Source organism: Mesorhizobium sp. M0659 (genome assembly GCF_040320605.1).
Taxonomy (GTDB): domain Bacteria; phylum Pseudomonadota; class Alphaproteobacteria; order Rhizobiales; family Rhizobiaceae; genus Mesorhizobium.
Window position 1 is genome coordinate 106,207 of the sequence record NZ_JAMYPY010000007.1, and the last position, 22,568, is coordinate 128,774.

34 protein-coding genes are annotated in these 22,568 nt (G+C 62.1%); all 34 read left to right on the top strand.

Annotation, left to right across the window (positions count from 1 at the left end; genetic code table 11):
• Nucleotides 1-52: 52 nt before the first annotated feature.
• The 34 genes from tuf (at nt 53) to NKI31_RS13805 (ending at nt 22,563) form a co-directional block, all read left to right on the top strand.
• The gene (gene tuf / locus NKI31_RS13640) at nt 53-1,228 is read left to right on the top strand and encodes an elongation factor Tu (protein WP_023723394.1); all 1,176 of its coding nucleotides are present in this window, start codon (nt 53-55) and stop codon (nt 1,226-1,228) included.
• A 69-nt stretch (nt 1,229-1,297) separates the two neighbouring features.
• Nucleotides 1,298-1,606 carry a 30S ribosomal protein S10 gene (gene rpsJ, locus NKI31_RS13645; protein WP_010909272.1) on the top strand — a complete coding sequence of 103 codons (309 nt, stop codon included), beginning with the start codon at nt 1,298-1,300 and terminating at the stop codon, nt 1,604-1,606.
• Nucleotides 1,607-1,667: 61 nt separating this feature from the next.
• Nucleotides 1,668-2,396: a 50S ribosomal protein L3 gene (rplC, locus tag NKI31_RS13650; RefSeq protein WP_352651838.1), complete on the top strand. Its 729-nt coding sequence runs from the start codon at nt 1,668-1,670 to the stop codon at nt 2,394-2,396.
• The gene (gene rplD, locus NKI31_RS13655; RefSeq protein WP_023672750.1) at nt 2,396-3,016 is read left to right on the top strand and encodes a 50S ribosomal protein L4; all 621 of its coding nucleotides are present in this window, start codon (nt 2,396-2,398) and stop codon (nt 3,014-3,016) included. The genes rplC and rplD overlap by 1 nt, the downstream gene beginning before the upstream one ends.
• A complete protein-coding gene (locus NKI31_RS13660; protein ID WP_023672751.1) occupies nt 3,013-3,306 on the top strand; it encodes a 50S ribosomal protein L23 in 294 nt (97 codons plus the stop codon). Before rplD ends, NKI31_RS13660 begins: the two co-directional genes overlap by 4 nt.
• A gap of 23 nt (nt 3,307-3,329) precedes the next feature.
• Nucleotides 3,330-4,163, top strand: a complete 834-nt coding sequence (gene rplB, locus NKI31_RS13665; RefSeq protein WP_023706515.1) for a 50S ribosomal protein L2 — start codon at nt 3,330-3,332, stop codon at nt 4,161-4,163.
• A gap of 16 nt (nt 4,164-4,179) precedes the next feature.
• A complete protein-coding gene (gene rpsS / locus NKI31_RS13670; RefSeq protein WP_006205463.1) occupies nt 4,180-4,458 on the top strand; it encodes a 30S ribosomal protein S19 in 279 nt (92 codons plus the stop codon).
• 2 nt (nt 4,459-4,460) lie between these two features.
• The gene (gene rplV, locus NKI31_RS13675) at nt 4,461-4,850 is read left to right on the top strand and encodes a 50S ribosomal protein L22 (RefSeq protein WP_006205462.1); all 390 of its coding nucleotides are present in this window, start codon (nt 4,461-4,463) and stop codon (nt 4,848-4,850) included.
• Nucleotides 4,850-5,575, top strand: coding sequence for a 30S ribosomal protein S3 (rpsC, locus tag NKI31_RS13680; RefSeq protein ID WP_023672753.1), 726 nt, complete (start codon nt 4,850-4,852; stop codon nt 5,573-5,575). Before rplV ends, rpsC begins: the two co-directional genes overlap by 1 nt.
• Before the next feature lie 26 nt (nt 5,576-5,601).
• Nucleotides 5,602-6,015 carry a 50S ribosomal protein L16 gene (gene rplP / locus NKI31_RS13685; protein ID WP_006205460.1) on the top strand — a complete coding sequence of 138 codons (414 nt, stop codon included), beginning with the start codon at nt 5,602-5,604 and terminating at the stop codon, nt 6,013-6,015.
• A gap of 13 nt (nt 6,016-6,028) precedes the next feature.
• Nucleotides 6,029-6,229 carry a 50S ribosomal protein L29 gene (gene rpmC / locus NKI31_RS13690; protein ID WP_006205459.1) on the top strand — a complete coding sequence of 67 codons (201 nt, stop codon included), beginning with the start codon at nt 6,029-6,031 and terminating at the stop codon, nt 6,227-6,229.
• 11 nt (nt 6,230-6,240) lie between these two features.
• Nucleotides 6,241-6,480 (top strand): 30S ribosomal protein S17, encoded by a 240-nt coding sequence (rpsQ, locus tag NKI31_RS13695; RefSeq protein ID WP_010909280.1) that lies wholly within the window; start codon nt 6,241-6,243, stop codon nt 6,478-6,480.
• A gap of 72 nt (nt 6,481-6,552) precedes the next feature.
• On the top strand, nt 6,553-6,921 hold the full coding sequence (gene rplN, locus NKI31_RS13700) for a 50S ribosomal protein L14 (protein ID WP_006205457.1): 369 nt from the start codon (nt 6,553-6,555) through the stop codon (nt 6,919-6,921).
• Nucleotides 6,922-6,933: 12 nt separating this feature from the next.
• Entirely contained in the window at nt 6,934-7,248 is a 315-nt protein-coding gene (gene rplX / locus NKI31_RS13705; protein ID WP_013531428.1) for a 50S ribosomal protein L24, read from the top strand.
• The gene (gene rplE, locus NKI31_RS13710; RefSeq protein WP_023672755.1) at nt 7,241-7,840 is read left to right on the top strand and encodes a 50S ribosomal protein L5; all 600 of its coding nucleotides are present in this window, start codon (nt 7,241-7,243) and stop codon (nt 7,838-7,840) included. The genes rplX and rplE overlap by 8 nt, the downstream gene beginning before the upstream one ends.
• Before the next feature lie 27 nt (nt 7,841-7,867).
• Nucleotides 7,868-8,173: a 30S ribosomal protein S14 gene (gene rpsN, locus NKI31_RS13715; RefSeq protein WP_010909282.1), complete on the top strand. Its 306-nt coding sequence runs from the start codon at nt 7,868-7,870 to the stop codon at nt 8,171-8,173.
• Between the two features lie 12 nt (nt 8,174-8,185).
• A complete protein-coding gene (gene rpsH / locus NKI31_RS13720) occupies nt 8,186-8,584 on the top strand; it encodes a 30S ribosomal protein S8 (protein WP_006205453.1) in 399 nt (132 codons plus the stop codon).
• A 41-nt stretch (nt 8,585-8,625) separates the two neighbouring features.
• Entirely contained in the window at nt 8,626-9,159 is a 534-nt protein-coding gene (gene rplF, locus NKI31_RS13725; RefSeq protein WP_023682603.1) for a 50S ribosomal protein L6, read from the top strand.
• A gap of 139 nt (nt 9,160-9,298) precedes the next feature.
• The gene (rplR, locus tag NKI31_RS13730) at nt 9,299-9,658 is read left to right on the top strand and encodes a 50S ribosomal protein L18 (RefSeq protein ID WP_023682602.1); all 360 of its coding nucleotides are present in this window, start codon (nt 9,299-9,301) and stop codon (nt 9,656-9,658) included.
• 153 nt (nt 9,659-9,811) lie between these two features.
• The gene (gene rpsE, locus NKI31_RS13735) at nt 9,812-10,375 is read left to right on the top strand and encodes a 30S ribosomal protein S5 (RefSeq protein WP_006333394.1); all 564 of its coding nucleotides are present in this window, start codon (nt 9,812-9,814) and stop codon (nt 10,373-10,375) included.
• Between the two features lie 24 nt (nt 10,376-10,399).
• On the top strand, nt 10,400-10,597 hold the full coding sequence (gene rpmD, locus NKI31_RS13740) for a 50S ribosomal protein L30 (protein ID WP_006205449.1): 198 nt from the start codon (nt 10,400-10,402) through the stop codon (nt 10,595-10,597).
• 22 nt (nt 10,598-10,619) lie between these two features.
• The gene (rplO, locus tag NKI31_RS13745; protein ID WP_023672760.1) at nt 10,620-11,090 is read left to right on the top strand and encodes a 50S ribosomal protein L15; all 471 of its coding nucleotides are present in this window, start codon (nt 10,620-10,622) and stop codon (nt 11,088-11,090) included.
• A gap of 257 nt (nt 11,091-11,347) precedes the next feature.
• Complete coding sequence (secY, locus tag NKI31_RS13750; protein ID WP_023672761.1) at nt 11,348-12,688, top strand: preprotein translocase subunit SecY; 1,341 nt, start codon at nt 11,348-11,350, stop codon at nt 12,686-12,688.
• Nucleotides 12,685-13,293: an adenylate kinase gene (locus tag NKI31_RS13755; RefSeq protein ID WP_352651839.1), complete on the top strand. Its 609-nt coding sequence runs from the start codon at nt 12,685-12,687 to the stop codon at nt 13,291-13,293. Before secY ends, NKI31_RS13755 begins: the two co-directional genes overlap by 4 nt.
• A gap of 211 nt (nt 13,294-13,504) precedes the next feature.
• Nucleotides 13,505-13,873, top strand: a complete 369-nt coding sequence (gene rpsM / locus NKI31_RS13760; protein ID WP_006205445.1) for a 30S ribosomal protein S13 — start codon at nt 13,505-13,507, stop codon at nt 13,871-13,873.
• 127 nt (nt 13,874-14,000) lie between these two features.
• A complete protein-coding gene (rpsK, locus tag NKI31_RS13765; protein WP_006205444.1) occupies nt 14,001-14,390 on the top strand; it encodes a 30S ribosomal protein S11 in 390 nt (129 codons plus the stop codon).
• Between the two features lie 102 nt (nt 14,391-14,492).
• Complete coding sequence (locus tag NKI31_RS13770) at nt 14,493-15,503, top strand: DNA-directed RNA polymerase subunit alpha (RefSeq protein ID WP_023682599.1); 1,011 nt, start codon at nt 14,493-14,495, stop codon at nt 15,501-15,503.
• Nucleotides 15,504-15,607: 104 nt separating this feature from the next.
• Nucleotides 15,608-16,039 carry a 50S ribosomal protein L17 gene (rplQ, locus tag NKI31_RS13775; RefSeq protein ID WP_023682598.1) on the top strand — a complete coding sequence of 144 codons (432 nt, stop codon included), beginning with the start codon at nt 15,608-15,610 and terminating at the stop codon, nt 16,037-16,039.
• Nucleotides 16,040-16,236: 197 nt separating this feature from the next.
• Entirely contained in the window at nt 16,237-17,730 is a 1,494-nt protein-coding gene (locus NKI31_RS13780; RefSeq protein WP_023688416.1) for a DegQ family serine endoprotease, read from the top strand.
• Between the two features lie 47 nt (nt 17,731-17,777).
• Nucleotides 17,778-19,088 (top strand): replication-associated recombination protein A, encoded by a 1,311-nt coding sequence (locus NKI31_RS13785; protein ID WP_023682595.1) that lies wholly within the window; start codon nt 17,778-17,780, stop codon nt 19,086-19,088.
• Between the two features lie 182 nt (nt 19,089-19,270).
• Nucleotides 19,271-20,101, top strand: coding sequence for an aspartyl/asparaginyl beta-hydroxylase domain-containing protein (locus NKI31_RS13790; RefSeq protein WP_023738900.1), 831 nt, complete (start codon nt 19,271-19,273; stop codon nt 20,099-20,101).
• A 53-nt stretch (nt 20,102-20,154) separates the two neighbouring features.
• The gene (crcB, locus tag NKI31_RS13795) at nt 20,155-20,529 is read left to right on the top strand and encodes a fluoride efflux transporter CrcB (RefSeq protein WP_023682593.1); all 375 of its coding nucleotides are present in this window, start codon (nt 20,155-20,157) and stop codon (nt 20,527-20,529) included.
• A 133-nt stretch (nt 20,530-20,662) separates the two neighbouring features.
• A complete protein-coding gene (locus tag NKI31_RS13800; RefSeq protein ID WP_023672769.1) occupies nt 20,663-21,643 on the top strand; it encodes an RluA family pseudouridine synthase in 981 nt (326 codons plus the stop codon).
• 62 nt (nt 21,644-21,705) lie between these two features.
• Nucleotides 21,706-22,563 (top strand): DMT family transporter, encoded by an 858-nt coding sequence (locus tag NKI31_RS13805; RefSeq protein ID WP_502899137.1) that lies wholly within the window; start codon nt 21,706-21,708, stop codon nt 22,561-22,563.
• Nucleotides 22,564-22,568: the final 5 nt, after the last annotated feature.

A 22,568-nucleotide genomic window follows, 5' to 3' on the forward strand; every position in this document is an offset into this window, starting at 1 on the left:
CATCGGTAACTTAATTCAAGGCCCGTACGGGCGAGCAGATTGGAGACATCACATGGCAAAAGGTAAATTCGAGCGTAACAAGCCTCATGTGAACATTGGCACGATTGGCCACGTCGATCATGGCAAGACGTCGCTGACGGCGGCGATCACGAAGTATTTTGGCGAGTACAAGCGCTACGACCAGATCGATGCGGCGCCCGAAGAGAAGGCCCGCGGCATCACGATTTCGACGGCGCACGTCGAATACGAGACGGCAGCGCGCCACTACGCCCATGTCGACTGCCCCGGCCACGCCGACTATGTGAAGAACATGATCACGGGTGCTGCGCAGATGGACGGCGCGATCCTGGTTGTTTCGGCCGCCGACGGCCCGATGCCGCAGACCCGCGAGCACATCCTGCTTGCCCGTCAGGTCGGCGTGCCGTCGATCGTGGTGTTCCTGAACAAGGTCGACCAGGTCGACGATGCCGAGCTGCTCGAACTGGTCGAGCTCGAGGTTCGCGAGCTTCTGTCGAAGAACGAGTTCCCCGGCGACGACATTCCGATCGTCAAGGGTTCGGCTCTGGCTGCTCTGGAAGATTCCAACAAGACCATCGGCGAAGACGCGATCCGCGAGCTGATGGCTGCGGTCGATGCTTACATCCCGACGCCGGTTCGTCCGCTGGACAAGCCGTTCCTGATGCCGATCGAAGACGTGTTCTCGATCTCGGGCCGTGGCACGGTCGTGACCGGCCGCGTCGAGCGCGGCATCGTCAAGGTCGGCGAGGAACTGGAAATCATCGGCATCCGTCCGACGACCAAGACGACCTGCACGGGCGTCGAGATGTTCCGCAAGCTGCTCGATCAGGGCCAGGCCGGCGACAACATCGGCGCGCTGCTGCGCGGCGTTGATCGTGAAGGCGTCGAGCGCGGCCAGGTTCTGGCCAAGCCTGGTACGGTGAAGCCGCACAAGAAGTTCGTGGCCGAAGCCTACATCCTGACCAAGGACGAAGGTGGCCGTCACACGCCGTTCTTCACCAACTACCGTCCGCAGTTCTATTTCCGCACGACCGACGTGACCGGCATCGTGTCGCTGCCGGAAGGCACGGAGATGGTTATGCCCGGCGACAACATCACGGTCGATGTCGAGCTGATCGTGCCGATCGCCATGGAAGAGAAGCTGCGCTTCGCCATCCGTGAAGGCGGCCGCACCGTCGGTGCCGGCATCGTCGTCACCATCAAAGAGTAATTTGGACTTAAACCGATCTGTCGCGGGCGCAGGATTTGCCCGCGCCGCGCCAGAACAAGGAAGTGACGCATGAACGGACAGAATATCCGCATCCGCCTGAAGGCGTTTGATCACCGCGTGCTCGACGCCTCGACGAAAGAAATCGTGTCGACGGCCAAGCGCACCGGAGCAAACGTCCGCGGCCCCATTCCGCTGCCGACGCGGATCGAAAAGTTCACGGTCAACCGGTCGCCTCACGTCGACAAGAAGAGCCGCGAGCAGTTCGAGATGCGCACGCACAAGCGTCTGCTCGACATCGTCGATCCGACCCCGCAGACGGTCGATGCTTTGATGAAGCTCGATCTGGCCGCCGGTGTCGACGTCGAGATCAAGCTCTAAGGGAATGAGAGCGCGGTAAGGGGCGGTGCCCCTGGCCCGGAACTCTAAAGGAATTGAACCGATGCGTTCAGGTGTGATTGCAAAGAAGGTGGGAATGACCCGCATCTATAATGATGCCGGGGAACATGTTCCCGTCACTGTTCTCCAGATGGAGAACTGCCAGGTCGTGGCTCAGCGCACGCAGGAGAAGAACGGCTATACGGCCGTCCAGCTCGGCGTTGGCCTTGCCAAGGTAAAGAACACGTCGAAGGCGATGCGCGGCCATTTCGCGACCGCTTCCGTCGAGCCGAAGGCGAAGGTCGCCGAGTTCCGCGTCTCCGCCGAGAACATGATCGATGTCGGCGCCGAGATCACCGTCGAGCACTTCGTCGCCGGCCAGAAGGTCGATGTGACGGGCACGACGATCGGCAAGGGTTTCCAGGGCGTCATCAAGCGCCACCACATGGGTGGTGGCCGCGCGACGCACGGTAACTCGGTTTCGCACCGTACGCACGGTTCGACCGGCCAGCGTCAGGATCCGGGCAAAGTGTTCAAGGGCAAGCATATGGCTGGCCACATGGGCGACACCCGAGTCACCACACAGAATGTCGAGATCGTTTCGACCGACGCCGATCGCGGCCTGATCCTGATCCGCGGTGCGGTTCCCGGATCGAAGGGCGCCTGGATCCTGGTCCGCGATGCGGCCAAGGTGGCACTGCCGGCCAATGCGCCGAAGCCTGCCGCGATCCGCCCGGTTGCTGCAGCGAGCGCTGCCACGAACGAGGCTCCGGCCGCAGAGGGAGCAGAATAATGGATCTCAAGATCACAACGCTTGGCGGCAAGGACGCCGGCAAGGTGAAACTCTCCGAGGAGATTTTCGGCCTTGATCCGCGCGAGGACATCCTGCAGCGCGTCGTGCGCTGGCAGCTGGCCAAGCGCCAGCAGGGCACGCACAAGGCCAAGGGCCGCGCCGAAATCGCGCGCACCGGCGCCAAGATGTACAAGCAGAAGGGTACGGGCCGCGCCCGTCACCATTCGGCACGCGCTCCGCAGTTCCGCGGCGGCGGCAAGGCCCACGGCCCGGTCGTTCGCAGCCACGAGCACGATCTGCCGAAGAAGGTGCGCGCTCTGGGCTTGCGGCATGCTCTCTCGGCCAAGGCCAAGAGCGCGTCGATCATCATCATCGACGAGCTGAAGCTGACCGAGGCCAAGACGAAGGCGCTGATCGCGAATTTCGCGACGCTGGGCCTGACCAACGCCTTGGTGATCGGCGGTGCCGAGCTTGACCAGAACTTCAAGCTGGCGGCGACCAACATCCCGAACATCGACGTGCTGCCCATCCAGGGCATCAACGTCTACGACATTCTGCGCCGCGGCACGCTGGTCCTTTCGAAGGCCGCCGTCGAGGCTCTCGAGGAGCGCTTTAAATGACCGACCTCCGTCATTACGACGTGATCGTCTCGCCGGCGATCACCGAAAAGTCGACCATGGCTTCCGAGAACAACCAGGTTGTTTTCAACGTCGCCAAGAAGGCGTCGAAGCCGGAAATCAAGGCCGCTGTCGAAGCGCTGTTTGGCGTCAAGGTTACGGCCGTGAACACGCTTGTCCGCAAGGGCAAGATCAAGCGCTTCCGCGGCACGATCGGCCGCCAGAGCGACGTCAAGAAGGCGATTGTGACACTGGCCGACGGCCAGTCGATCGACGTCGCGACGGGTCTCTGAGCTAGGCCGCGAGGACAACAAACATGGCACTTAAAAAATTCAACCCGGTAACGCCGAGCACCCGCCAGCTGGTCATCGTCGACCGCTCGGGCCTCTACAAGGGCAAGCCCGTCAAGGGCCTGACCGAAGGCCTGACGAAGTCGGGCGGCCGCAACAATCACGGCCGCATCACGGCCCGCTTCATCGGCGGCGGTCACAAGCGTTCGTACCGCATCATCGACTTCAAGCGCCGCAAGTTCGACGTCGTCGGCACGGTCGAGCGCATTGAATACGATCCGAACCGCACCGCCTTCATCGCGCTGATCAAGTATGACGATGGCGAGCTGTCCTACATCATCGCTCCGCAGCGCCTTGCCGCCGGCGACAAGATCGTGGCCGGTGAATCGGTCGACGTGAAGCCAGGCAATGCGATGCCGCTGGCCTCGATGCCGGTCGGCACGATCGTCCATAACATCGAGCTGAAGCCGGGCAAGGGCGCCCAGGTTGCCCGCTCGGCGGGTGGCTACGGACAGCTGGTCGGTCGCGATCAGGGCATGGCGATCCTGCGCCTCAACTCGGGCGAGCAGCGTGTCGTTCACGGCTCCTGCATGGCCACCGTCGGCGCCGTGTCGAACCCCGACCACGGCAACATCAACGACGGCAAGGCCGGCCGCACGGTCTGGCGCGGCAAGCGCCCGCACAATCGCGGCGTGACCATGAACCCGGTCGACCATCCGCATGGCGGTGGTGAAGGCCGCACCTCCGGTGGCCGTCATCCGGTCAGCCCGTGGGGCAAGCCGACCAAGGGCAAGAAGACGCGGTCCAACAAGGCGACCGACAAGTTCATCCTGCGCTCGCGCCATCAGCGCAAGAGCTAAGAAGAGGTAACGCCAAGTGACTCGTTCTATTTGGAAAGGCCCCTTCATCGACGGCTACCTTCTCAAGAAGGTGGACAAGGTTCGTGAAGGTGGTCGCAATGAGGTGATCAAGATGTGGAGCCGTCGCTCCACCATCCTGCCGCAGTTCGTCGGCTTCACCTTCGGTGTCTACAACGGCCAGAAGCATGTTCCCGTCTCGGTGAACGAGGACATGGTCGGTCACAAGTTCGGTGAATTCGCTCCGACCCGGACCTATTACGGTCACGGCGCGGATAAGAAGGCGAAGAGGAAATAATCATGGGCAAGGCCAAAGCTCCGCGCAGGCTTGCTGACAACGAAGCGCGCGCCGTTCTGCGCACGATCCGTATCAGCCCGCAGAAGCTGAACCTGGTTGCCGCGCTGATCCGCGGCAAGAAGGTCGCGACAGCGCTTTCCGATCTCGAATTCTCGGCCAAGCGGATTTCCGGCACGGTCAAGAAGACGCTGGAATCGGCGATCGCCAACGCGGAAAACAACCACGACCTCGACGTCGATGCGCTGATCGTGGCGGAAGCCTATGTCGGCAAGTCGATCGTCATGAAGCGGTTCCATGCTCGTGGCCGCGGTCGCGCCAGCCGTATCGAAAAGCCGTTCTCGCACCTCACGATCGTCGTTCGTGAAGTCGAAGAAAAAGGGGAGGCCGCATAATGGGCCAGAAAGTCAATCCGATCGGTCTGCGCCTCGGCATCAACCGCACCTGGGATTCGCGCTGGTTCGCGAACACCGGCGAGTACGGCAAACTGCTGCATGAGGACATCAAGATCCGCAAATATCTTGAAAAGGAACTGAAGCAGGCTGCGATTTCGAAGGTCGTGATCGAGCGCCCGCACAAGAAGTGCCGCGTCACCATCCATGCGGCGCGCCCGGGCCTGATCATCGGCAAGAAGGGCGCCGACATCGAAAAGCTTCGCAAGAAGCTGATGGAGATGACGAAGTCCGAGACGCACTTGAACATCGTTGAAGTGCGCAAGCCGGAAATCGACGCGACCCTGGTCGCCCAGTCGATCGCCCAGCAGCTCGAGCGTCGTATCGCGTTCCGCCGCGCCATGAAGCGCGCCGTTCAGTCGGCGATGCGCCTGGGCGCCGAAGGCATCCGCATCAACTGCGCCGGCCGTCTCGGCGGCGCCGAGATTGCGCGCATGGAATGGTACCGAGAAGGCCGCGTGCCGCTGCATACGCTGCGCGCCGATGTCGACTACGGCACGGCCGAAGCGCATACGGCTTACGGCATCTGCGGCGTCAAGGTCTGGGTGTTCAAGGGCGAAATCCTCGAGCACGATCCGATGGCTTCGGAGCGTCGCGCGACCGAGGGTGATGCTGCGCATGGCGGTGGTGGCGATCGCGAACGCGGTCGTCGTCGCGAAAACGCCTGATTATTTAGGAATTTGGAGTTAGAACGATGCTGCAGCCAAAGCGCACAAAGTTCCGCAAGCAGTTCAAGGGCCGTATCCATGGTACCGCAAAGGGCGGCACCAACCTGGATTTTGGTGGTTTCGGGCTGAAGGCGCTTGAGCCGAACCGCGTCACCGCGCGTGAGATCGAGGCGGCCCGCCGCGCGATCACTCGTGAGATGAAGCGTGCCGGCCGCGTGTGGATCCGTATTTTCCCTGATGTGCCGGTGACGTCGAAGCCGACCGAAGTGCGCATGGGCAAGGGCAAGGGCGCTGTCGATTACTGGGCGGCGCGCGTCAAGCCGGGCCGCATCATGTTCGAGATCGACGGCGTCAACGAAGAAACCGCCCGTGAGGCGCTGCGTCTCGGCGCGGCCAAGCTCTCGGTCAGGACGCGCTTCGTACAGCGCATCGCAGAATAAGGACGGGCTGATCATGAAAGCCGAAGACATCCGGACGAAGACCCAGGACCAGCTGACCGACGATCTGGCCAGCCTGAAGAAGGAGCAGTTCAACCTGCGCTTCCAGAAGGCCACCGGCCAGCTCGAGAAGACCGCGCGCGTGCGGCAGGTTCGCAAGGACATTGCGCGTATCAAGACCATCGCTGCGGAAAAGTCCGCGGCCAAGAAGGCTTAAGGACGAAAATCATGCCAAAGCGCATTCTGCAGGGCACTGTCGTCAGCGACAAGAACGAGAAGACGGTAGTCGTCAAGGTCGAACGGCGCTTCACGCATCCCGTGATGAAGAAGACCGTGCGCATGACCAAGAAGTACAAGGCGCACGACGAGAACAACGCCCACAAGGTCGGCGATCAGGTGTTCATCCAGGAATCGAAGCCGATTTCCAAGGACAAGCGCTGGATCGTCGTGTCTTCGGACCAGGCGTAACAAACCGAATTTTGGACAGACCGGGGAGGGGCTTTGAGCCCGTCCCGTTAGAAGAGAAGAAGGCGGCCAGTCATGATTCAGATGCAAACAAACCTCGACGTCGCGGATAATTCCGGCGCCCGTCGTGTCATGTGCATCAAGGTGCTGGGCGGCTCGAAGCGGAAATACGCTTCCGTAGGCGACATCATCGTGGTGTCGATCAAGGAAGCCATTCCGCGCGGCCGCGTTAAGAAGGGCGATGTGATGAAGGCGGTCGTGGTTCGCACGGCCAAGGACATCCGCCGCCCGGACGGCAGCGTGATCCGTTTCGACAAGAACGCGGCCGTTCTCGTCGACAACAAGAAAGAGCCGATCGGCACGCGTATCTTCGGACCGGTTCCGCGCGAACTCCGCGCCAAGAACCACATGAAGATCATCTCGCTCGCGCCTGAAGTGCTGTAAGGAGCCGGACCAATGCAAAAGATTAGAAAAGGCGACAAGGTCGTCGTGCTGGCCGGCAAGGACAAGGGCCGTTCGGGCGAAGTCCTCTCGGTTCAACCGAAGGAAGACACCGCGCTGGTGCGCGGCGTCAACATGATCCGTCGTCACCAGAAGCAGTCCCAGTCCCAAGAGGGCGGGATCATCACCAAGGAAGCGCCGATCCAGCTGTCGAACATCGCGCTCGCCGACCCCAAGGATGGCAAGCCGACCCGCGTCGGCTTCATCTTCCAGAAGGACGGCAAGAAGGTGCGCGTCGCCAAGCGCTCGGGAGAAGTCATCAATGGCTAAGGCTCAAACCACGAAGCCCAAGGCTGAAAGCAAACAGTCCAAGGCCCAGAACACGCCGCGCCTCAAGCAGGTCTACAACGAGACCATCCGCAAGGCGCTGCAGGAGCAGTTCGGCTACGAGAACGAGATGCAGGTTCCGCGCATCGACAAGATCGTGCTGAACATGGGCGTCGGCGAAGCGACCGCGGATTCGAAGAAGCCTTCGATCGCGGCCGAAGACCTGGCGATGATCGCCGGCCAGAAGGCCGTCGTCACCCGCGCCCGTAATTCGATCGCCGGCTTCAAGGTCCGCGAGAAGATGCCGATCGGCGCCAAGGTCACGCTGCGCAAGGAACGCATGTACGAGTTCCTCGACCGTCTCGTGAACATCGCACTGCCGCGCGTCCGCGACTTTCGCGGACTGAATCCGAAGAGCTTCGATGGCCGTGGCAACTACGCCATGGGCATCAAGGAACACATCGTGTTCCCGGAGATCAACTACGACAAGGTTGATCAGATCTGGGGCATGGACGTCATCGTTTGTACGACTGCGAAGACGGACGACGAAGCCAGGGCATTGCTCAAGGCCTTCAACTTCCCCTTCCGCCAGTAACGGCAGCGAGAAAAGGAAAAATCTGAAATGGCAAAGACCAGCTCAGTCGAGAAGAACAACAGGCGCCGCAAGCTTGCCGACCAGTACGGTCCCAAGCGCGCAGCGCTCAAGGCGATCATCATGGACCAGTCCAAGCCGATGGAAGAGCGTTTCCGCGCTCAGCTGAAGCTTGCTGCCCTGCCGCGCAACTCGGCCAAGATCCGCATCCGCAACCGCTGCGAAGTTACCGGCCGTCCGCGCGCCTATTATCGCAAGCTCAAAGTATCGCGCATCGCGCTTCGTGATCTCGGCAATAACGGCCAGATCCCGGGCCTGGTCAAGTCGAGCTGGTAAGGAGGACATAACATGTCATTGAGCGATCCTCTCGGCGATATGCTGACCCGCATCCGCAACGCGTATGGCCGTAAGAAGTCGAGCGTTTCGACGCCGGCGTCGCGCCTGCGTACCCGCGTCCTCGACGTGCTGAAGGCTGAAGGCTATATCCGCGACTACAGCCAGACCGACTTCGACAACGGCAAGTCCGAGATCGAAATCGAGCTGAAGTATTTCGACGGTGCTCCGGTCGTGCGCGAAATCGCCCGCGTCTCGAAGCCTGGCCGCCGCGTTTACGTCTCGGCCAAGTCGATCCCGCACGTCGCCAACGGCCTCGGCATCGCCATCCTTTCGACGCCGAAGGGCGTGATGGCCGATCACGAAGCACGCGAACAGAATGTCGGCGGCGAAATCCTCTGCCAGATTTTCTAATTCGGCAGACCTGAAACAAGAGAAGTGACGAGGACAACCAAATGTCTCGTATTGGAAAGAAACCCGTTTCGCTGCCGCAGGGCGTGACCGCGACCGTCAACGGCCAGACCGTGACGGCGAAGGGCCCCAAGGGCGAGCTGAAGTTCGTGGTGAACGACGAAGTGCTGGTCAAGATGGAAGGCAGCGAAATCGCTGTCCAGCCGCGCGACCAGACCAAGACCGCCCGCTCCAAGTGGGGCATGTCGCGCACGCAGATCGTCAACATCCTGCAGGGCGTCAAGGACGGTTTCGAGAAGAAGCTCGAGATCACCGGCGTCGGCTATCGCGCGGCACTCCAGGGCAAGAACCTGCAGCTGGCGCTTGGCTTCAGCCACGACGTCGTTTACGAGACGCCGGCCGGCATCACGATCACTGTGCCGAAGCCGACGGAAATCACCGTGACCGGCATCGACAAGCAGCAGGTCGGCCAGGTTGCAGCCGAGATCCGCGAGTATCGCGGTCCCGAGCCCTACAAGGGCAAGGGTGTCCGCTATGCCGGCGAGAAGATCGTCCGCAAGGAAGGCAAGAAGAAGTAGTAGGCCTGGCCCCGAAAAGTTGCAGACTTTCGGAAAAGGCCAAGCCAAAGAAGTGCAACGCCGCGGGGAGCGGTCGCGGGAGGCGCTTTCGCCTACCGCAGATGGCGGCCCCCGTTTTTTGAAGGCAAGGAAGACTATCATGGCTACCAAGGAATCCATCCAGCGCCGCGCGCAGCGCGTCCGCCGCCAGATCAAGAAGGTCGCCGGCGAACGTCCGCGTCTCTCGGTTCACCGCACGTCGAAGAACATCTACGTGCAGGTCATCGACGACGCCAAGGGCCATACCATCGCGGCTGCATCGACACTCGAGAAGGACCTCAAGGGTTCGCTCAAGACCGGCGCCGACACCGAGGCAGCAGCCGCTGTTGGCAAGCTGATCGCCGAGCGTGCTTCGAAGGCCGGCGTCAAGGAAGTCGTCTTCGACCGCGGCGCCTATATCTATCACGGCCGCGTCAAGGCGCTGGCCGAGGCTGCCCGTGAAGGCGGTCTGAGCTTCTAATTGCCTGATCCCGAACCGAAGGTCAGCGCAGCAAAAGTTGCAGACTTTTCGGACAAGATCATGCAAGGAAAAATAATTCGCCCCCGGTGACCCAAAGAGGCGCACCGGATCTTATCAGCAACCGTGCTTCCGGAAAAAAACAAGGAACAGGATATGGCACAGGAACGTAGGGATGGCGGCCGCGGCCGCGATCGTGAAGAACGCGATGACGGCATGGTGGACAAGCTCGTCCACATCAACCGTGTCGCCAAGGTCGTCAAGGGCGGCCGTCGCTTCGGTTTTGCAGCACTCGTCGTCGTCGGCGACCAGAAGGGCCGCGTCGGTTTCGGTCACGGCAAGGCGCGCGAAGTGCCGGAAGCGATCCGCAAGGCAACCGAGTCGGCCAAGCGCGACATGATTTTCGTGCCGCTGCGCTCGGGCCGCACGCTGCACCACGACGTCGAAGGACGCTGGGGTGCCGGACGCGTGCTGCTGCGCGCTGCCAAGCAGGGTACCGGCATCATCGCCGGCGGCCCGATGCGCGCTGTCTTCGAGACGCTCGGCATGCATGACGTGGTCGCCAAGTCGATGGGTTCGTCGAACCCCTACAACATGGTTCGCGCCACGTTCGACGCGCTGAAGAGCCAGATGCATCCCAAGGATGTGGCTGCTGCGCGCGGCATTAAGTATTCGACCCTTCAGGCCCGCCGCGGCACCGCCGTTGCGGCTGAAGAATAGTCGATCTGACCAGGGATTTTGACCATGGCCAAGAAAGCAACCAAGACCATCACCGTTGAGCAGATCGGTTCGCCGATCCGCCGCCCGAAGGAACAGCGCGCAACGCTGGTCGGCCTCGGCCTCAACAAGATGCACAAGCAGCGCACGCTGGAGGACACTCCCTCGGTGCGCGGCATGATCGCTGCCGTCCAGCATCTCGTCCGCGTCGTGGACGAGGGCTGAGCAAAAGCGCAGGAGAACCCAGATGAAACTCAACGATCTGCGTGACAAGGACGGCGCGACGCACTCCAAGAAGCGTCTCGGCCGTGGCATCGGCTCCGGCTCGGGCAAGACCGGCGGTCGCGGCGTCAAGGGCCAGAAGGCGCGCTCCGGCGTTGCCATCAACGGCTTCGAGGGCGGCCAGATGCCGCTCTACCGGCGCCTGCCGAAGCGTGGCTTCAATAACATCTTCGCCAAGAGCTTTGTCGTCGTGTCGCTGGCTCGTATCCAGACGGCGCTCGATGCCAAGAAGCTCGACGCCAAGGCGACCGTGACGGCCGAGGCACTCGTTGCCGCCGGCGTCATCCGCCGCGTCAAGGACGGCGTGCGCATCCTCTCGGACGGCGAGCTCAAGGCAAAGCTTGCCTTCGACGTCGCCGGCGCCTCCAAGGCCGCGATCGAGAAGATCGAAAAGGCCGGTGGTTCGGTCAAGCTGCCGGAAGCGGCAGCGGAGTAACGGCAATTCGAAGCGCGGCCGGCAGGAACGGTATCCGTTTTTGTTCACGATTGCGCTTTGATCCAATCAATTAGGCGGCCGCGTCAACGCGGCCGCTTGCATGTTTAGAGCCCGGAGCTTATCTCGTGAGCTTCGGTGCCACGCGCCGCCTGAGCTGCGGGCATCGAGCGTGACATACAAATCAAAGAAGTAGCGCATGACGTTGTCCGAAAACCGCTTCACACTTTTCGGCATCATGCTCTAGCGGAGAATCAGGCATGGCTTCGGCTGCTGAACAACTAGCCTCGAATCTGAATTTTGCGGCTTTCGCCAAGGCGGAGGACCTGAAGAAGCGAATCTGGTTCACCGTCGGCGCGCTGCTCGTCTATCGCCTCGGCACCTATATCCCGCTGCCCGGCATCAATCCGGATGCATTCGCGCAGGCCTTCTCTTCGCAGGCCAAGGGCGTGCTCGGCATGTTCAACATGTTCGCCGGCGGCGCCGTGCAGCGCATGGCGATCTTCGCGCTCGGCATCATGCCTTACATCTCAGCCTCCATCATCATGCAGCTGATGACCTCGGTCATTCCGTCGCTGGAAGCGCTGAAAAAGGAAGGAGAGCAGGGCCGCAAGGTCATCAACCAGTACACGCGCTACGGCACGGTACTCCTGGCGCTGGTGCAGGCCTACGGCATTTCGGTGGGCCTGGAAGGCGGCAACGGCATCGTCAACGATCCCGGCATGTTCTTCCGCATCTCGACCGTCGTCACGCTGGTTGGCGGCACCATGTTCCTGATGTGGCTGGGCGAGCAGATCACCGCCCGCGGCATCGGCAACGGCATTTCGCTGATCATCTTCTCCGGCATCGTCGCCGGCCTGCCGCGCGCCATCTCCGGCACGCTGGAGCTCGGCCGCACCGGCGCTCTATCGACCGGGCTGATACTCGCGATCATCGTGCTGGCCATCATCGTCATCGCGCTGATCGTGTTCTTCGAGCGCGCGCAGCGCCGCCTGCTGATCCAGTATCCGAAGCGCCAGGTCGGCAACCGCATGTTCCAGGGCGACACCTCGCATCTGCCGCTGAAGCTCAACACGTCGGGCGTCATTCCGCCGATCTTCGCGTCGTCGCTGCTTTTGCTGCCGGCAACGGTCGCCGGCTTCTCGCAGACGACAAACCTGCCGGCCTGGGCAAGCACCGTGCTCGCTTCGCTCGGCCACGGCCAGCCGCTCTACATGCTGTTCTATGCGGCAATGATCGTGTTCTTCGCCTTCTTCTACACGGCCATCGTGTTCAATCCGAAGGACACCGCCGACCAGCTCAAGAAGCATTCCGGCTTCATTCCGGGCTACCGTCCGGGTGAGCGCACTGCCGATTACATCGACTATGTCCTGACGCGCATCACCGTCGTCGGCGCCATCTATCTGGTGCTGGTGTGCCTGCTGCCCGAGTTCCTGATTTCGGCAACTGGCGTACCATTCTACCTCGGTGGCACATCGCTTCTGATCGTGGTCAGTGTAACCCTCGATACGGTGGCGCAGATCCAGGGTCACCTGATCGCGCACCAGTATGAGGGCCTGATCAAGAAGTCGAAGCTGCGCGGGGGGAAGAAGGCCAGATGAGATTGATATTGCTTGGGCCGCCAGGAGCGGGCAAGGGGACGCAAGCACAAAGACTAGTAGAAAAATACGGCATACCGCAGCTGTCGACGGGCGACATGCTGCGGGCCGCCGTACAGGCCGGCACTGAAGTCGGCAAGCGCGCCAAGGCGGTGATGGATGCCGGCGAGCTGGTTTCCGACGCCATTGTCAACGCGATCGTGGCCGAGCGCATCGACCAGTCCGATTGCACCAACGGTTTCATCCTCGACGGATATCCGCGCACGCTGGTGCAGGCTGATGCGGTTGAATCGATGCTCGCCGAGCGCGGCATTGGCCTCGATGCCGTGATCGAGTTCGTCGTCGACGACAAAGCGTTGGTCGGCCGCATCGTCAAGCGCGCCGACGACGCCAAGGCCGCCGGACAGCCGGTGCGCAAGGACGACAATCCGGTGGTGTTCGAAGAGCGCCTGCGGGAATATTACAAGAAGACCGCGCCTCTGATCGGCTATTATTATGCCAAACGCTCGCTTAGGAGTGTCGACGGCATGGCCCCTGTCGACACCGTGACGGCGGAGATTGAAGCGCTGCTCGCGGCGGTGACGCGGGAAACCGTTACGGCAAAGTAAAGATTGCGCTTGACTGGAACGGTTCGCTGGGTTATGGCGGCCCGTCTTCCTATCAGGCATGAGGCTTGCTTGTCCGCAAGGGCAAGGCAGCCGCATTGAAACTAGGGAACTCCCGCAGGGGCCGGCCTCCACCGGACGCGGGGTAATTTAAACAGCGCCGCGCATGCCTTGTTTTGAAGGCCGGCCGGCCCCACATGGAGCAGAGAAGAATATGGCTCGTATAGCCGGCGTCAACATTCCAACCAACAAGCGCGTCGTCATTGCGCTTCAGTACATTCACGGCATTGGCAAGAAGTTCGCCCAGGAGATCGTCGACAAGGTCGGCATCCCGGCCGAGCGCCGCGTCAACCAGCTGACCGACGCGGAAGTGCTGCAGATCCGCGAGACCATCGACCGCGACTACCAGGTCGAAGGCGACCTGCGGCGCGAAGTGTCGATGAACATCAAGCGTCTCATGGACCTCGGCTGCTACCGCGGCCTGCGTCACCGCCGTTCGCTGCCGGTTCGCGGCCAGCGCACGCACACCAATGCACGCACCCGCAAGGGCCCGGCCAAGTCGATCGCCGGCAAGAAGAAGTAAGTGAGCGAATAGCGAGTAGCCATTAGCGAGTAGGGGTCCCCTATTCGCTGGTCCCTGCTCACTACTCGCTTTCAAAGGTGGAGCCGCTGGCATTACGGCGGTGTAGAGATCAACTGAAAGGACTATCATGGCCAAGGAAGCCGCTCGTGTTCGCCGTCGCGAACGCAAGAACATCTCGTCGGGCGTTGCCCACGTCAATTCGACCTTCAACAACACGATGATCACCATCACCGACGCGCAGGGCAATTCCATTGCCTGGTCGTCGGCCGGTGCCCAGGGCTTCAAGGGTTCGCGCAAGTCGACCCCGTTCGCCGCCCAGATGGCTGCCGAAGACGTCGCCAAGAAGGCCCAGGAACACGGCATGCGCATGCTCGAAGTCGAGGTCTGCGGACCCGGCTCCGGTCGTGAATCGGCGCTTCGCGCCCTGCAGGCGGCCGGCTTCACCATCACCTCGATCCGTGATGTGACGCCGATCCCGCACAATGGCTGCCGCCCGCGCAAGAAGCGCCGCGTCTAAGACATTACCGAACGCCGCGTGAGCGCCTCAAGGCGCTCCTCCACGGCACTCCAGGTCGCCCGCCACGATTGGATGGTGGCGGGTCAACGGAAGGAAAGCATCATGATCCAGAAAAATTGGCAGGAACTGATCAAGCCGAACAAGATCGAGTTCTCGTCGAAGAAGAAGACGCTGACCACGCTGGTCGCCGAGCCGCTCGAGCGTGGCTTCGGCCTGACGCTCGGCAACGCGCTGCGCCGCGTGCTTTTGTCTTCGCTGCGCGGTGCGGCTGTCACCGCCGTGCAGATCGACGGCGTTCTGCATGAATTCTCGTCGATTGCCGGCGTGCGTGAGGACGTGACCGACATCGTCCTCAACATCAAGGAAATCGCCATCCGCATGGAAGGCGACGGTCCCAAGCGCATGGTCGTTCGCAAGCAGGGCCCAGGTGCGGTTCTGGCTGGCGACATCCAGACGGTTGGCGACGTCGAGATCCTCAACCCCGACCACGTCATCTGTACGCTGGACGAGGGCGCTGAAATCCGCATGGAATTCACCGTCGACACCGGCAAGGGTTACGTGCCGGCCGACCGCAACCGCGCCGAAGACGCGCCGATCGGCCTGATCCCGGTCGACAGCCTATATTCGCCGGTCAAGAAGGTCTCCTACAAGGTCGAGAACACCCGCGAGGGCCAGGTTCTCGACTATGACAAGCTGACCATGACCATCGAGACCGACGGTTCGATCTCGGGTGAAGACGCGGTGGCATTCGCTGCCCGCATCCTGCAGGACCAGCTTGGCCTGTTCGTCAACTTCGACGAGCCGCAGAAGGAAGTCGCAACCGAGGCCGTCACCGAGCTCGCCTTCAACCCGGCGCTGCTCAAGAAGGTCGACGAACTCGAGCTTTCGGTGCGTTCGGCCAACTGCCTGAAGAACGACAACATCGTCTATATCGGCGATCTCATCCAGAAGACCGAAGCCGAGATGCTGCGCACCCCGAACTTCGGCCGCAAGTCGCTGAACGAGATCAAGGAAGTGCTCGCGGCGATGGGCCTGCACCTCGGCATGGAAGTGCCGGACTGGCCGCCGGAAAACATCGAAGACCTCGCCAAGCGTTACGAAGACCAATATTGAGCATGAATTTCCAAGGATCGCGGCGTGAGCCGCTCGATCCGACGGTCATGCGGAAAACCATCAGAGGCCACGGCCTCTTGAACAACTGAAGAAGGAAAAGAGCCATGCGCCACGGTTTTAAAGGCCGCCGCTTCGCCCGAAGCATTAGCCATCGCAAGTCGATGTTCGCCAACCTCGCCGTGTCGCTGCTCGAGCACGAACAGATCGTCACCACCCTGCCGAAGGCGAAGGATTTGCGTCCGATTGTCGAGAAGCTGGTGACGCTCGGCAAGCGCGGCGACCTGCATGCGCGCCGCCAGGTCATTGCCCAGATCGGCAATGAAGGCGTCGTCAAGCGTCTGTTCGACACCATCGCGCCGCGCTACGCCACCCGCAATGGCGGCTATCTGCGCATCATGAAGGCCGGCTTCCGCCACGGCGACAATGCCGCCATGGCAGTCATCGAGTTCGTCGATCGCGACACCTCGGCCAAGGGCGCCGGCGACCGCGCCCGCATCGAGGCCGAAGGCACCGACGAGGAAGCCGCTGCCGCATAAGGCTCGGTTTTTCAGGAATGACTTCAAGGGGCCTTCGGGCCCCTTTTTTGCATTGTCGCGAGGGCATGCTTCGCCAGGCTTTTTTGCCTGCCGGCCAAGTGCTTTTGCACGACAATCGCCGCATTTCAGTGCATTAGCCTTTCATTCTGCACAATCGTCGGGACAATGCCCCCGAACTTGCCTTGGAGGATTCGCGAATGCGCGCCAACCGACTGTCTCTTGTTCTGCTCTTCGCCATGATGGCGTTCGCAGCCGCGCCGACAGTCAGGCAGGCTCTGGCCGAGGACGCCGCCAAGCCAGCCGACCCGGGGCTCTCCGATGTGCTGACCGACCTCCTGCATGGCGTCGAAGGCGAGAACGGCACCTCCGGTCCCGACAAGCGCGTGCCGTTCGGCCGCGAAGAGGTGCAGCTGTCGTTTGCCCCCCTGGTCAAGCAGACGGCGCCGGCCGTGGTCAATGTCTATGCTTCGCAGACGGCCAAGGTCACGTCGCCCTTTGACGGCGATCCTTTCTTCGAGGAATTCTTCGGCCGCGCGCAGCCGCGCGCACAATCCTCGCTCGGCTCGGGCGTGCTGGTCGACCCGAGCGGCGTCGTCGTCACCAATTTCCACGTGATCAAGGATGCCGACGAGGTCAAGGTCGCGACCGCCGACGGGCGCGAATTCACCTCGAAGGTCATGCTCAAGGACGAGACGCTTGACCTCGCCGTGCTCAAGATCACCTCCGACAAGCCGTTCCCGGTGATTGCCATCGGCGATTCCGACGCGCTCGAGGTCGGCGACCTGGTGCTGGCCATCGGCAATCCGTTCGGCGTCGGCCAGACCACCACCAGCGGCATCGTTTCGGCGCTTGCCCGCAGCCATATCGGCGTTTCGGATTCGGGCTACTTCATCCAGACCGACGCCGCCATCAATCCCGGCAATTCCGGCGGCGCGCTGATCAACATGGGCGGCCAGCTGGTCGGCATCAACACCGCCATCTACAGCCGCAGCGGCGGCTCGATCGGCATCGGCTTTGCCATCCCCGCCAACATGGTGCGCGCCTTCGCCGACGCGGCCAAGGCCGGGCTCGATTTCTTCGAGCGGCCCTATATAGGCGCCGAGTTCGAAGCGGTCACACCGCAGATCGCCGAATCGCTCGGCATGGAGAAGCCGACCGGCGCGCTGGTGTCGTCGGTTGAGGAAGCCGGACCGGCGGCCAAGGCAGGGCTGAAGCCCGGCGATGTCGTGCTGCAGCTCAATGGCACGACGGTCGAAGGCATCGAGGCGCTGGATTACCGCATGGCGACCCTGTCGATCGGCACCAAGGCGACCTTCGCCATCCTGAGCAAGGGCCAGCAGGCGACGATGGAGATCGCACTGGAGCGCGCGCCGGAAGGAGCCAAGGCTTCGGAAGTGACGCTGCATGGCCGCAGCCCGTTTTCCGGCGCCAAGGTCGCGGAACTGTCGCCCAGGCTCGCCCAGCGCCTCGGCCTGCGCACCGACCTCAAGGGCGTCACCGTGGTCGACATCAACCGCGATTCGCCGGCCGCCGATTTCGGCTTCCAGCCGGGCGACATCGTGCGCGAGGTGAACGGCACGACGGTCGATACGGCGGCGACACTGGCGCAGCTTGCCCAGCAGGATACACGCTGGTGGCGCTTTACCGTCGAGCGCGGCGGGCAGATACTGCGCCAGGTGTTGCGTTACTGAGGCGATCTTCCCATTTCTGAGGATCGTGCTCCAACCAGAAGACCTAGATGGCCGATCTGTTCAGCGTCGATGAACCGGAAAGAGCGCCGCCCGGCCGGCCTTTGGCCGATCGGCTGCGTCCGAAAAACCTCGGCGAGGTTGTCGGCCAGGAGCATTTGACCGGGCCGGACGGCGCGCTGACGCGGTTGATCAACTCCGGTTCGCTCGGCTCGATGATTTTCTGGGGGCCACCCGGCACCGGCAAGACCACGGTGGCGCGGCTGCTGGCCGGCGAGACCAGCCTTGCCTTCGAGCAGATCTCAGCGGTGTTTTCCGGCGTTGCCGATTTGAAGAAAGTGTTCGAGGCGGCAAAGCTGCGTCGCACCAATGGCCGCCAGACGCTGCTGTTCGTCGACGAGATCCATCGCTTCAACCGCGCCCAGCAGGATTCGTTTCTCCCGGTCATGGAGGACGGCACCGTCGTGCTGGTTGGCGCCACGACCGAAAATCCGTCCTTCGAGCTGAACGCCGCGCTTCTGTCGCGCGCGCGGGTGCTGGTGTTTCACTCGCTGGGCGAGGACAGCATTGCCAAGCTGATGACGCGCGCGGAGGAGACGGAGGGCAGGGCGCTGCCGCTCGACGACGAGGCGCGGGCGATGCTCATCCGCATGAGCGATGGCGACGGCCGGGCCTCGCTGACGCTGGCCGAGGAAGTCTGGCGCGCCGCCAAACCCGGCGAGGTTTTCGATCCCGAAGGGCTGCAGCGCATCGTCCAGCGCCGCGCGCCGATCTATGACAAGGGCCAGGACGGTCACTACAATCTGATCTCGGCGCTGCACAAATCGGTGCGTGGGTCCGACCCGGACGCGGCGCTTTATTATCTTGCCCGCATGTTCGACGCCGGCGAGGATCCGCTCTATCTCGGCCGCCGGCTGGTGCGCATGGCGATGGAGGATATCGGGCTGGCCGACCCGCAGGCGCTGGTTATCGCCAACGCCGCCAAGGACGCCTACGACTATCTCGGCTCGCCCGAAGGCGAACTGGCCTTCGCCGAGGCCACCGTCTATCTCGCCACCGCGCCCAAATCCAACGCCGTCTATACCGCCTTCAAGGCAGCCACACGGGCGGCGAAGGAGTTCGGTTCGCTGCTGCCGCCCAAGCACATCCTCAACGCGCCGACCAAGCTGATGAAAGAGGAGGATTACGGCGCCGGCTACCGCTACGATCACGACCAGCCCGATGCTTTTTCCGGCCAGGACTATTTCCCCGAAAAGATGGGCCGGCAGACCTTTTATGATCCGCCCGAACGCGGCTTCGAGCGCGATATCAAGAAACGGCTGGACTATTGGGCAAAGCTGCGCAGCGAGCGGGAAAAATAGGTGCACGGGACAAACGGGACGAACTCGGCCTGCCCGCGATGAACTGAAATTCTGTCCCCGCCAGTCACAGCAGTGTGATTGTACCGCATGACAAAAAGCCCTATCACGTCGCATGACTCGGCCGGGAGGCTGCCAGGACGGGCGATAATTCGGAACGGGGACAGCGCGCGGCGCGAACAGAAATGACAAAATCCCTTCGCAAAACGCTTCGCCAGGCTGTGATTGCTGTCCCGCTGCTCGTGCTCGGCTTCTATTTCATTCCGATCCTGACCACGATTTGGATCGTCTGCGGCCTGATCGATGTGCTGCGCAACGCCAGCAAGGATCTGTCGCTGTTGCGCGGCTATTTCCTCGGCAATGGCATCTTCACCTGGCTGCTGTCGCCCTTCAATCTGCTGGTGGACCTCGTTTGCTACCGCAACCCGGGTGTGTGGAAGCTGGAGCAGTTTCCTGCCGATTATCAGCGCGAGGTCAACGAGGTTCTTGACGTCTTCAAGGCGCGCAAGGACGAGATCATCGCCGATATCGACGCCAATTTCGGCACCGGTCGTCGCGGCATGTATGTCTATCAGTGGTACGGCAAGCACCGGATCGACAATGTTGCGGAATTCAACAAGGATTTCAAATACATCAAGACCATTGCCGTGTCTGTCTTCAGAGGCAAGGAATCGACTTCCTGGCATTTCGGACCGCTGCGGCTCAGCCTGCGCATCCTCTACAATCTCTTGCCGGTGAAGGCAGAGGTTTTCGTCGAATGCAACGGCGCCAGGAATTACTGGCACGACAACCCGCTCTATATTTTCGACGACACGCTGCTGCACCGCTCGGTCAACGAGTATGATGGGCGCCGCTACTGCGTGTTCATGGACATCATCCGCCCGTCGCCGTTCCCCGGTTTCATCGCCGGACTTCTGGCCATCGTTTCGGTCACCGTCGAGCGCATCAATTCCATGTTCTACAAGAACTGGAAGATGATCGGCTCGAGCAAGGCAAAGAAGGTCGAGACGACCTGAGGCGTTAGCCTGAAGGGATTGACCGCACTGCCTTGGCCGGGCAGTAAACGGGCATGTTCAATCTGCTTCTTGTTGTGGTCGGCGGCGGCATCGGCGCCGGCATCCGCCACCTGACCAACATCGGCGCCTTGCGCCTCGTCGGCCCCAACTACCCCTGGGGGACAATGGCGATCAACATCCTCGGCTCCTTTGTTATGGGGCTGTTCGTCGCCGCGCTGATGCGGCGCGGCGGTTCCAATGAGCTCCGGCTGTTCGTCGCCACGGGCATCCTTGGCGGCTTCACCACCTTCTCCGCCTTTTCGCTCGATTTCGCGACCCTGTGGGAGCGCGGAGCGACGCTGACGGCGTTGGGATATGCGCTTGCCAGCGTCGTTGGCGCCATTATCGCCCTGTTTCTGGGACTTTGGCTCGCAAGAACCGTTTCATAGTGTTATTGCCCCGACCTGGAGCACGCCGCATCCTCTGGACGCGCTGCAGAAACTTTGATCTTGCGCATGATCCTTTCCGAAAGCCGGAGTAGATTTTCGGGGTCACGCGTTAGAAACGGATAAAGCGAAAATCATGGCAGGCGTAGAACAGATCACGGTGGAGGCCGGCGAGGCGGGCATGCGGCTCGATCGCTGGTTCAAGACCCATTTCCCCGGCCTCGGCTTTGGCCATCTGCAGAAGTTGCTGCGCTCGGGCCAGATCCGCGTCGATGGCGGCCGGGTCAAGGCCGACAGCCGTGTCGAGCCCGGCCAGGTGGTGCGTGTGCCGCCGCTCGAGGTCGACAAGAAGGGCGAGAGTGCGCTTACGGGTTACTCGATCCGCAACCAGGGCGACGCCGATGTGCTGGCCAAGATGCTGATCCACGAAGATCCAAAAGTCTTCGTCTTCAACAAGCCGGCCGGCCTGGCGGTGCAAGGCGGCTCGGGCGTCACCCGCAATGTCGACGACATGCTGGAGGCCTGGCGCAGCCAGAAGGGCGAGAAGCCGCGCCTGGTGCACCGGCTCGACCGCGACACGTCGGGCGTGTTGGTGGTTGCCCGCACCAGGCTTGCGGCGATGAAGCTTTCCGAGTCATTCCGGGCGCGCGAGACCAAGAAGACCTATTGGGCGCTGGTCAAGGGCGTCCCGCCCAAGCGTGAGGACAAGATCTCGACCTGGCTGATCAAGGAGCCGACCGAGGACGGCGACCGCGTGCGCGTGGCAGCCCATGGCGAAAAGGGCGCCGACCACGCCGTGTCCTACTATCGCATCATCGAGCAGGCGGCTCAGACGATGACCTGGCTGGAAATGGAGCCGTACACTGGCCGCACCCACCAGCTGCGCGTTCATGCCGCCTATATCGGCTGCCCGATCCTCGGCGACCCCAAATATTTCGAGGCCGACACCAACTGGGACTTTCCGGGCGGCATTCAGAACCGCCTGCATCTGCATGCGCGCCGCATCGTCATTCCGCACCCGGACAAGGGCGTCATCGACGTCACCGCGCCGATGCCGCCGCATATGCGCCAGAGCTGGAACCTGATCGGCTTCGACGACGCCAGCGCGGAGGACTGACATTGGCCGTTGCCTCGGTATTGGATCGCCGCGATGCGGTCGATCTGGCGGCTGCTTCCATCATGGTCGGGTTGACCTTTTCCTGGGGGCTGAACTACGTCGCCGCCAAGATCTCCTATGCCGGCTGCGATCCGGTTTTCGTCTCGATCGCACGTTCGATCATTGGCGGGCTCTGTGTGCTCGGCTGGTGCTGGCTGCGCGGCATCAGGCTGTTTAAGGCCGACGGGTCGCTTGTCGCCGGCATCATCGTCGGCGTGCTGTTCGGCGTCGAGTTCCTGTGCCTCTATATCGGGCTGGAATACACGACCGTTGCCCGCAACACACTGCTGGTCAACACCATGCCGTTCTGGGTCCTGATCGGCGGCCATTTCCTGCTCGGTGAGCGTATCAACGCGCGCAAGCTTGGCGGGCTCGTTCTCGCCTTCTGCGGCCTGGTGGCGGTGTTTTCAGACGGGATTGCCGGCGGCACCGACGTGACCTTGATGGGCGATCTGCTCAGCCTCGGCTCCGGTATTCTGTGGGCGGCGACCAGTATCGTCATCAAGCGTTCGAAACTGGTCGAGACCAGTGCCGAGAAATTGCTGCTTTATCAGCTGGCCGGTGCGGCCATTGTCGGTGTCCTGGTTCTGCCTTTCGCCGGCCCGCCGATCCGCGCGGTCAGTGCCTTGCCGACATTGGCGCTGCTGTTCCAGTCGCTCTATATAGTTGCCTTCACCTATGTGCTGTGGTTCTGGCTGCTCAGGCGCTATCCGGCATCGGGCCTGTCGAGCTTCGCCTTCCTGTCGCCGGTGTTCGGCGTCCTCTGCGGCGCTATCATTCTTGGCGAGGCGCCAACGACCAGGATCTTTGTGGCGCTTGGGCTGATCGCAGTCGGCCTGATCATCGTCAACCGGCCGGCGCGCAAGCAGGTACCTGGATAGAAAGT

Coding starts and splice junctions, on each gene's coding strand:
- rpsK (WP_006205444.1), top strand. CDS start 14,001: ATGGCCAAGGAAGCCGCTCGTGTTCGCCGTCGCGAACGCAAGAACATC.
- rplF (WP_023682603.1), top strand. CDS start 8,626: ATGTCTCGTATTGGAAAGAAACCCGTTTCGCTGCCGCAGGGCGTGACC.
- rplV (WP_006205462.1), top strand. CDS start 4,461: ATGGGCAAGGCCAAAGCTCCGCGCAGGCTTGCTGACAACGAAGCGCGC.
- rpsH (WP_006205453.1), top strand. CDS start 8,186: ATGTCATTGAGCGATCCTCTCGGCGATATGCTGACCCGCATCCGCAAC.
- secY (WP_023672761.1), top strand. CDS start 11,348: ATGGCTTCGGCTGCTGAACAACTAGCCTCGAATCTGAATTTTGCGGCT.
- NKI31_RS13770 (WP_023682599.1), top strand. CDS start 14,493: ATGATCCAGAAAAATTGGCAGGAACTGATCAAGCCGAACAAGATCGAG.
- crcB (WP_023682593.1), top strand. CDS start 20,155: ATGTTCAATCTGCTTCTTGTTGTGGTCGGCGGCGGCATCGGCGCCGGC.
- rpmD (WP_006205449.1), top strand. CDS start 10,400: ATGGCCAAGAAAGCAACCAAGACCATCACCGTTGAGCAGATCGGTTCG.
- rpsQ (WP_010909280.1), top strand. CDS start 6,241: ATGCCAAAGCGCATTCTGCAGGGCACTGTCGTCAGCGACAAGAACGAG.
- tuf (WP_023723394.1), top strand. CDS start 53: ATGGCAAAAGGTAAATTCGAGCGTAACAAGCCTCATGTGAACATTGGC.
- rplC (WP_352651838.1), top strand. CDS start 1,668: ATGCGTTCAGGTGTGATTGCAAAGAAGGTGGGAATGACCCGCATCTAT.
- rplO (WP_023672760.1), top strand. CDS start 10,620: ATGAAACTCAACGATCTGCGTGACAAGGACGGCGCGACGCACTCCAAG.
- rplQ (WP_023682598.1), top strand. CDS start 15,608: ATGCGCCACGGTTTTAAAGGCCGCCGCTTCGCCCGAAGCATTAGCCAT.
- rpsN (WP_010909282.1), top strand. CDS start 7,868: ATGGCAAAGACCAGCTCAGTCGAGAAGAACAACAGGCGCCGCAAGCTT.
- rplX (WP_013531428.1), top strand. CDS start 6,934: ATGCAAAAGATTAGAAAAGGCGACAAGGTCGTCGTGCTGGCCGGCAAG.
- rplP (WP_006205460.1), top strand. CDS start 5,602: ATGCTGCAGCCAAAGCGCACAAAGTTCCGCAAGCAGTTCAAGGGCCGT.
- NKI31_RS13805 (WP_502899137.1), top strand. CDS start 21,706: ATGGTCGGGTTGACCTTTTCCTGGGGGCTGAACTACGTCGCCGCCAAG.
- NKI31_RS13790 (WP_023738900.1), top strand. CDS start 19,271: ATGACAAAATCCCTTCGCAAAACGCTTCGCCAGGCTGTGATTGCTGTC.
- rpsE (WP_006333394.1), top strand. CDS start 9,812: ATGGCACAGGAACGTAGGGATGGCGGCCGCGGCCGCGATCGTGAAGAA.
- NKI31_RS13660 (WP_023672751.1), top strand. CDS start 3,013: ATGACCGACCTCCGTCATTACGACGTGATCGTCTCGCCGGCGATCACC.
- rplB (WP_023706515.1), top strand. CDS start 3,330: ATGGCACTTAAAAAATTCAACCCGGTAACGCCGAGCACCCGCCAGCTG.
- NKI31_RS13785 (WP_023682595.1), top strand. CDS start 17,778: ATGGCCGATCTGTTCAGCGTCGATGAACCGGAAAGAGCGCCGCCCGGC.
- rplN (WP_006205457.1), top strand. CDS start 6,553: ATGATTCAGATGCAAACAAACCTCGACGTCGCGGATAATTCCGGCGCC.
- rplD (WP_023672750.1), top strand. CDS start 2,396: ATGGATCTCAAGATCACAACGCTTGGCGGCAAGGACGCCGGCAAGGTG.
- NKI31_RS13800 (WP_023672769.1), top strand. CDS start 20,663: ATGGCAGGCGTAGAACAGATCACGGTGGAGGCCGGCGAGGCGGGCATG.
- rpsM (WP_006205445.1), top strand. CDS start 13,505: ATGGCTCGTATAGCCGGCGTCAACATTCCAACCAACAAGCGCGTCGTC.
- rpsC (WP_023672753.1), top strand. CDS start 4,850: ATGGGCCAGAAAGTCAATCCGATCGGTCTGCGCCTCGGCATCAACCGC.
- NKI31_RS13780 (WP_023688416.1), top strand. CDS start 16,237: ATGCGCGCCAACCGACTGTCTCTTGTTCTGCTCTTCGCCATGATGGCG.
- rpsJ (WP_010909272.1), top strand. CDS start 1,298: ATGAACGGACAGAATATCCGCATCCGCCTGAAGGCGTTTGATCACCGC.
- rpmC (WP_006205459.1), top strand. CDS start 6,029: ATGAAAGCCGAAGACATCCGGACGAAGACCCAGGACCAGCTGACCGAC.
- rplR (WP_023682602.1), top strand. CDS start 9,299: ATGGCTACCAAGGAATCCATCCAGCGCCGCGCGCAGCGCGTCCGCCGC.
- rplE (WP_023672755.1), top strand. CDS start 7,241: ATGGCTAAGGCTCAAACCACGAAGCCCAAGGCTGAAAGCAAACAGTCC.
- NKI31_RS13755 (WP_352651839.1), top strand. CDS start 12,685: ATGAGATTGATATTGCTTGGGCCGCCAGGAGCGGGCAAGGGGACGCAA.